The 7,598-nt window shown below is 34.8% G+C and carries 8 protein-coding genes; 5 read left to right on the top strand and 3 right to left on the bottom strand.

All coding sequences use genetic code 11. The annotated features are described in order from the left end of the window. Positions 1-299: 299 nt before the first annotated feature. Complete coding sequence (gene mobQ / locus AC1D0Y_RS29085; RefSeq protein ID WP_477708393.1) at positions 300-2,273, bottom strand: MobQ family relaxase; 1,974 nt, start codon at positions 2,271-2,273, stop codon at positions 300-302. Positions 2,274-2,649: 376 nt separating this feature from the next. Here mobQ and AC1D0Y_RS29080 point away from each other — a divergent pair, with 376 nt between their 5' ends. The 3 genes from AC1D0Y_RS29080 (at position 2,650) to AC1D0Y_RS29070 (ending at position 4,225) form a co-directional block, all read left to right on the top strand. Further along, positions 2,650-2,961 carry a hypothetical protein gene (locus AC1D0Y_RS29080; RefSeq protein ID WP_477708392.1) on the top strand — a complete coding sequence of 104 codons (312 nt, stop codon included), beginning with the start codon at positions 2,650-2,652 and terminating at the stop codon, positions 2,959-2,961. A gap of 19 nt (positions 2,962-2,980) precedes the next feature. Further along, complete coding sequence (locus tag AC1D0Y_RS29075) at positions 2,981-3,394, top strand: hypothetical protein (protein ID WP_477708391.1); 414 nt, start codon at positions 2,981-2,983, stop codon at positions 3,392-3,394. Between the two features lie 186 nt (positions 3,395-3,580). Next, a complete protein-coding gene (locus tag AC1D0Y_RS29070) occupies positions 3,581-4,225 on the top strand; it encodes a MarR family transcriptional regulator (RefSeq protein ID WP_477708390.1) in 645 nt (214 codons plus the stop codon). 520 nt (positions 4,226-4,745) lie between these two features. On the opposite strand, the gene AC1D0Y_RS29065 is transcribed toward AC1D0Y_RS29070, so the two are convergent. Continuing rightward, positions 4,746-5,309 (bottom strand): DUF3967 domain-containing protein, encoded by a 564-nt coding sequence (locus AC1D0Y_RS29065; RefSeq protein WP_477708389.1) that lies wholly within the window; start codon positions 5,307-5,309, stop codon positions 4,746-4,748. A gap of 1,103 nt (positions 5,310-6,412) precedes the next feature. Here AC1D0Y_RS29065 and AC1D0Y_RS29060 point away from each other — a divergent pair. Continuing rightward, positions 6,413-6,631 (top strand): spore germination protein, encoded by a 219-nt coding sequence (locus tag AC1D0Y_RS29060; RefSeq protein WP_477708388.1) that lies wholly within the window; start codon positions 6,413-6,415, stop codon positions 6,629-6,631. A 152-nt stretch (positions 6,632-6,783) separates the two neighbouring features. Then, positions 6,784-7,221, top strand: a complete 438-nt coding sequence (locus AC1D0Y_RS29055; protein WP_477708387.1) for a cell wall hydrolase — start codon at positions 6,784-6,786, stop codon at positions 7,219-7,221. A 39-nt stretch (positions 7,222-7,260) separates the two neighbouring features. Here AC1D0Y_RS29055 and AC1D0Y_RS29050 read toward each other — a convergent pair whose 3' ends face one another. Beyond that, positions 7,261-7,485 carry a hypothetical protein gene (locus AC1D0Y_RS29050; protein WP_477708386.1) on the bottom strand — a complete coding sequence of 75 codons (225 nt, stop codon included), beginning with the start codon at positions 7,483-7,485 and terminating at the stop codon, positions 7,261-7,263. Between the last annotated feature and the right edge of the window lie 113 nt (positions 7,486-7,598).

Here is a 7,598-nt window from a genome sequence, read left to right as displayed (position 1 = left end):
CCCTATTAAATAATTAATTTTTTGTTGCCAAGGCATTACAATCACTCCTTTTATCTAATCATATTAGAATAAATAAAAGGAGTGCCTGTATAGTTCACCGGGATAGATATATTTGAACAAAATTCTTATTTAAGTAAATCTAAGTCTATTACAGTTTAACCCTCTTATAGAATACCCTTAGGTTAAATAGCAGTAACTGTTACCGAAATAAATGAATTAGGATTTATTTACATGATATAGTCAACTTGAGTTGACTGAAAGTGCCTTAAGGCAAGTGTAATCACGTATATAATTTCTTATTAACGGCTAAGGTCTGGTCCTTGTTTCTTTGACCTGTTTATTGTTGTACTTCTAAATCTTCTTATTTGTTGTGCTTGTTCTTGACTATGAATAGCTTGTTGAACAGCATTAAAAACGTTATTTAGAGCGTTTATGTTACTCTCATGTGTTTTTATTTCTTTTTCTAACCATGGGACGACTGTTTTCTCGATTGTGTTCATACGGCTTTGTTGTTGTTGTAAATCTTGTTGTCCTTTATAGCCGAGTTCTTTTAGATTTTCACGTCCATATTTAGCTTCACGTTGCAATTCTTCATACTCTTGACGAGCTTTTTTCGAGACAAGTCGTTTGGCTTTTTCTCCTGGGCTTCTGTCTAATTCATCAAGCATTTTCTCCACGATGTTCAGCTTTTCTACTTCTTTACTCATAGTTGAGACATGTTCTTTCTCTATACGAACCATTTTCTGATGTTTTTTGAACTCGTCTAGCTTCTTTTGGTTAGCATCTAGACTTTCTTTGATGTTAGATAGCTTAAATTGATTTTGTTGAGCAGTATCGTGATACTGTTCTAGCCTTAATGCATTGCTGTAGGTAAGGTATTTGCCAGCTGTTTTGAGTTCTGGATAATAAGAGCTTACCTCACGGATTTTGGCTTGTTTAATCGCTTCTTCAGCTTGTAATAGTACCCTCGTTTCGACTTGAATTTGTTTTTTCTCATAAGTAATCTGATTGAGTCGATTTTCTTTCTTTTGAGAGAATTCTTGGTAACGCTGATAGAACTCTTCTTTTGTCGAAAAACGAAGAGTTTCTTTATGTTGTTGAATGCTGCTTTCATAGCTTTCTTTGTTACTTTCTAAATCAGAAATTTTATCAAGATGACGTCGTTTCATCATGTTATTTTCTTTGAGTTTAAACGGATTAAGGGATTTCTTAAGTTCCTCTACCTTTTCTTCGTTCCGTTGGATTTCACGCTCTAAATCCCTCACACGATCATAATAATTGCTGACATTTAGGAATTGTTGTTGTTGTACATGAAAGTGTCGCTCAATTGGATCATGACGATCACTCATTTTGCGTAGTTCTTCGTGGCGTGCTGTAATATCTTCCAAGGTAATAACCTTTTGACCTACAAGAGACGCAGCTTTTTGAATATAGGTTTTCTCTATATCTGTAGAAAAGCTGAATTGCTTCTCTTTTTCCTTCATTTTCTTTACGTGTTCTTCTCTTTGGTGACGGTAGGCTTGTAAATCAACCACGACCTTATTGTAGTCTTGGCGCTCTCTATTGATCTGGCCACGATCTGTTTTCTTCCCTTTCTTCCCCATGTCATGTGCGACATGGCCTAAGTGAACCATTGGTAAGGTCTCGAGTCCACGCTTCTCATGAGAAAGATGGGTAATACGCTCATTGATTTGAGCTTGTTCTAGTGCTTGATTGGCATAGTTGGCCCACTGTTCACGAATAGATAAGCAGCCTTCGCTATTTTTTACGTACCCACGATTGTTTTCTTTGGCATTGGCAAAATCAGCATTCCAATCACGATTCTTATTGCCAAAACCATCTTGATCTAAATCTCTCATGGTTAACATAATGTGAGCATGAGGATTATTCGTATCGTCACGATGGATGGCGATGTCGGCCACCATCCCTTTTTGAACAAATTCATGTTGTGCAAAGGAATGAATGAGTTCTTTTTGTTGGTCGTGATTCAATTCAATTGGTAACGCAATGTTCAATTCACGTGCCAACTGTGAGTCTTTGCGCTTCTCAATTTTTTCAACTTCATTCCATAAACGGTTCCGATCTTTCATCCATTCTGGTGCTTGAGAAGGAGTCAGAATCATGGTTTCCGGTTGTACATGACGAGCATAAAACTTTTGCTCGTCTGTACGTTCATCATGTAGTTTTTCGCCACTGCGGTAAGCAGCTGCAGCAACAGCTGATTGTCCTTTTGAACGGCTGATAATTTGCATCGACAGATGGTAAATAGCCATGATTCGTTCCTCCTTTCTTGAGAATGGATTTATGTTTTAGGAATGAGGCGATGAGAGCACATGGTGCGCTAATCACCGTTTTTGATGAAATCATCATCATGAACACCAAAGGTGTCAGATGGTGGTTTCATCTTTGCCGATAGGCAAACAGGTTTTATGAAATTCGCCATCTAGGCGAATGGGTCTTTGGTTTTGTCTTTTCGTTCCGAAGGAACCGCACACATCGGTACGATGTATAAGTGCGCCCTTATCTTTTCAATCTAAGGGAATTATACCATATCCTGGTGAGAGAATCTATGCTAAGAATATCAATTTATCTCAATTTTTGATATAATCAATTTAAACATTAGAGAACAGAAAAAGGAGATGAGGATGGGTGCCGAAGAAGCGAACAGATGAGGAAATTCTTCAGGAGTTAGAAGAGAAAATCGAGAAGATGAAAGCGAAGAAACAACAAGTTGAAGCGCGTAAAAAAGAAAAAGAGAGAAAAGAAAGAACAAGACGACTGATTCAAGTCGGAGCGATCTTCGAAAAACACTTTGAGATTCAAAGTGAAGAAGAAGCAGAAAGAATTGCTAAGGCACTGCAATCTTATGTAAGTAAAAACAAAGATAAGATTTTAAATCATGATGTAGTTGTAAAAGAAAAAACGAAAGCAGCAGCTGAAGTAGCTGTTTCTGAAGAATAAGGATCCGTAGGAGCCTATGATGAAATGTTTATATTGTGATTCAGAAAATAATCGTATGGAGGAAGCATGTTCTGTTTGTGGAGCACCTTTGCATATAAAGCGCCCTCAACTAAAAGAATATGTGAGTTTACAAGATTCATCTTTGTCATTCCAGGAGCTTCAGGGTTTTCATACGTATGACTTGTTAATCTTGCTTCGGTTGGTTCGAGAAGAGCGTTCAAAAAGCTACAATTTGATGAGAACGGTTCAGAAAGCGCCAGAAGGAGCTAAAATTGAGAAAAGTGTTATAGAGTTCGGAGAAAGTGAATATCGCCTTTATACGGCTCGTATGAAGCTCATAGAGGGTCTTTTAGTAGACAGGATGGGATACAAGCCTAAGCGAGTGGATGATAAGTTGCTTGCAGCGTTAAAACATCGAATGGAGTCGAAATAGGCTTGCATTCATGAAAGATTTGGTAGAAAATTAGACATAAGAAAAAGCCCTCAAGTTTTGGACGACTAGGAGGACTTCTTCTTAAAAACTATTAACGAAGGAATTAACCTTCCGTTATTTATATTGTGATAATTATATTATAACACAAGTTGGTTAATTCCTTCTACAAAAATTGGGGGAATTAAATTGAAAAAAGCTCTAGATCAAGCAGAAAAGAACGCAAGAATTAGAGATTCAAAGATTGAAGAAATAATTGGTGAAGCAGAAGTTGGTCTATCAGCAGAGCAACAAAAAATGTTATTACAGATTTTACATAAAACTACTGGAGACGATTATTTCATTGCTAAAAAAAGAAAGAAAAATGATGGGGTGAAATTTGTGCAAATTATTACTGAAAACCTCAATTATTTGTGTGAAGTCGGTTATTTAACTAGTGCGGAAAAAGCATTTTTGTTAGATATTTCAAGATATTTAGAAATTAAATCAAACGTAATTATTGAAAAAGCAGATGTGGAATGTGAAGAGATAAAGGTTAATGCAGCAACGCCAACATATTTAGCGAAAGCTTTAGGTAAATCTAGAGCACCACTATCAGTCATTATGAATGATCTTTTGAAAAAAGGTATATTAGGAGTAGCAGAAGCAGGTATTACTACAGAAGAAGGCCGTAATTGTACTTCTCGTACTTGGTTTGTTAATCCGAATATTCTATGTTGTGGTCCTAAAGATAAAATTGATAGAGCTACTCAACAAATATTTCGAAGATCTTTGAAGAATTTTACTGTTGGAGATACTAAGAAAAAACACAACCTACCAATTTATTTATTTTAGAAATGCTCTTGCATTTCTTTTTTTTTGTTTTTTTACATTTTTTAGGTGTTAGTTTTTTCTAACACAGGTGTTAGAAAAAACTAACACCTAATACCTTAAAAACCTTGATATAACAACATTCTTGTACTTGTCCCTTCTCACTCTATATAAATAGCAATTCGCTGCTAGAATTGCAAGGGTCTTTTTATAATTTTTCGTAAGAAAAATAAAAACCTTAAGGTTAGTATGGCCGCCTCAAGGCGGACCAAATTGTTCTTAAGGTTTTGTACTTTCCATTGCTTTAATTCTCATTATCGTTGTCAACCTAGCCATTTCTCGTAAGTAGCAGTACTCACATATTTTTTCATTAGAGAACTTAAATGCTAAAGAGTGGATTTTTTTCATTTCTTCTTTTTTAGAACCTGGAAATTTCATGGCGTCTTTACGGATTTTTCTTAAAAGGGCTTTATTGATGTCTTCTATCGGCTCATTACAGATAGAACAATTTTTAATGTGAATACACACCTTTCTGTATCTCTAATTAGATCTTACTAAAAAGTCGTTGCCAGAAAGTCTTCTTCGTTTGTTCTTGAGAAGCCGCGATTAATTGTTTAACTTCTTCTTTTTCTTCTTGTATTGATCTAATTACAGACATAAGATTATCATCTCGTTCTTCAGATCTTTTTTCTGTTTTTTTTATCATTTCTTTAATTTCTTTTTGCCCTTGTTGGCGTCCTTCTTCAAAAGCTTGTTGTATTGCTTTATTTATTTTTTCGTCTAAAACTTCTTCTAAAAACTGCCTTGTTAAACGCGTTTCTTCCCGATAAACGCTAGGCGTTTGCGATGCGTTTAGACCATCTACATCCATTGATACTACAGCATTTATAGCGTCTATTAGTACAACGCTATTATTTATTAATTTCTTTAATTCTCTGAACGCCTTAAAATCGCGATCATAGTAGATTCTTTGATCCTTTTCATTTCTTTCAAATTTATATCCGGCTTTTTCTAACTCGATAGACCAACGCCTTAGAGTTGACCTAGTAACTTCAAGGTCGGATGCCACGTCTTTTGCAAAATAACCATATTCAGACGCGTTTGACAATGCGTTCACCCCCATTTAGGTGTTATTCTATTATTTTTATTATAATACCTTTAATATAATAGCTAACCTATTAATTTTGAGATAGTTTAAGAAGCGTATTTAAAATTAGAGTGCCCTTTAGAAAATGAGCAGACGCGTTTAGACGCTTAACATATTAAAGAGTTGTAGTGGCGGCCACATAATTTTTTAAAGGCATAAGAAAAGCCCTCAATATTGAGAGCTTTTCTTATGTGTGTGGTTTCTATTTAGTTTCGATAAAAGATGAAACATGTGCAGATATAAGATACCTCATGCATCTATGATTTGTCGAGGTAAAAAAGTAACAAAATAAAAAGCCACCTCTTGAGTGTATGGTAAGAGAGGCGGCTTTTTATATTAAGGGTTTTGACAACATTACAAATCATAAAAGTAGTCAGAATAATTTTACGACTATTTTATAATTAAATCAATGTAAGGCAACTTTGAGCATATGTATAAAAGGTGCACTTTTTATACATTCTTTCAGTAATCACCTTTCGTAGAAACCTTGGCATATCAAGGATGTATAAAAAGTTGCATATTGGAGAGAAACCAACTCTTTGAGAATCCTTATACGCCAAGGGATTCTTTTTTTGATGTGTACCGGAAAGAGACATTATGTTAACTAACTTTGTATATCATATACAGCGTAAAAAACAGAAAAAACTACTGTGGCTCAGCTCAAACAGTAGTTTTTTTGAATCTGATAGAGATTCAAAGATTTTTATAGAAGATAGGAAGTCTGATGAAATTGAAATGCTCAATGTATAATATGAAAAAAGATCGTAAGGGTGCGGACGAGTACTAATTTTATACAGGATTTCTACTGTTTTTGTGCTTACTTCCCAGAAAATCCAATATGTTAACTACGGATGTATACTATATACAGACGAAAAACAGAAAAACCACTGGGCCTAATCAGTGGTTTTTCTGTTTATTGAAAGGTAGTCGTAAATTGATGATTCATCCATCTTGGGTAGTTTGCACAGTATATAAAAATTTATTCTTAGTAGTCAAGGTACTTAATAAGAAGGAAATTCATATATTACATTTACTACATTTATAACTCTAAAAGGATGAGTAGCATGCCTATATTGATTGCGAACGTTTGTCTTCCAAATGTTACTGGGGGAATTGTAACATTTGGAGATACTTATTATGTTTCACCCAAGGCGAGTACTAAATCAGCAACAGGAGCTGGATCAGGTAATACTGGAGTTTTTGTAAACATAAATTCTGGAATTTCAGGAACCAATACTGTAGATCCTGATTTTTCTGATCAAAATAGTACAGGAAATGTTTAAAAGCTCTATTCTTGTAGAATAGAGCTTTTTCTTCTGATAAGATCCATGATGTAAATTATATTTGCATATCATATATATAAAGTTTGAGATTATTTTATAAGCAATAACACTAACATAAGAACTCTTTTAAATTGTATCTCTGAGGTGATGAAATGCCAAGAGCAAGTTACCGAAGTTCAGACGTTGCCTTAATGGCAAGGATGATGAGAGCAGAAGCCGAAGGTGAAGGACAACAAGGGATGTTATATGTTGGAAATGTAATTGTTAATCGACTGGTAGCAAATTGTTTAGACTTCAAAAATTTAAGAACAGTTTCACAAGTTATTTATCAGGTGCAAGGAGGAAATTACTCTTTTGAAGCTGTTCAAAAAGGAAATATGTTTTATCAGAGAGCAAGAAGTACTGAAAAAAGATTAGCAAAGAAGAACTTGGATTATTGGAGACAGCACCCTGGGAAATATGCTCTTTGGTATTTCAATCCATATGCCCCATGCCCTCCAACATGGTATGATCAACCACTAGCTGGTCAATTTAAAAACCATTGTTATTATGAACCGAAACCTGGCACATGTGCTAGTGTTTATAGTTAAAAAAAACAAACTCTCCTTATAAAGAGGAGAGTTTGTTTTTTAATAAAGAGGCTGTTGGTTATGACAAGGTGGAAAACCATTAATATCTTGAATCATAAAAGCATCGTATTGTTTTAGGGAGAACTGGGCTTGATACATGTATTCAATAACAAGAATCTTTGTACCAGATACGCCACACAAAATTCCTGATGTTCCTTGTCCATTCGTTAAGGAAATTCCTACGGGTCGCCCTATTAAATAATTAATTTTTTGTTGCCAAGGCATTACAATCACTCCTTTTATCTAATCATATTAGAATAAATAAAAGGAGTGCCTGTATAGTTCACCGGGATAGATATATTTGAACAAAATTCTTATTTAAGTAAATCTAAGTCTAT

The organism is Priestia sp. P1_B12_1 (assembly GCF_056406695.1).
This window is presented reverse-complemented; position numbering and strand designations above follow the sequence as displayed.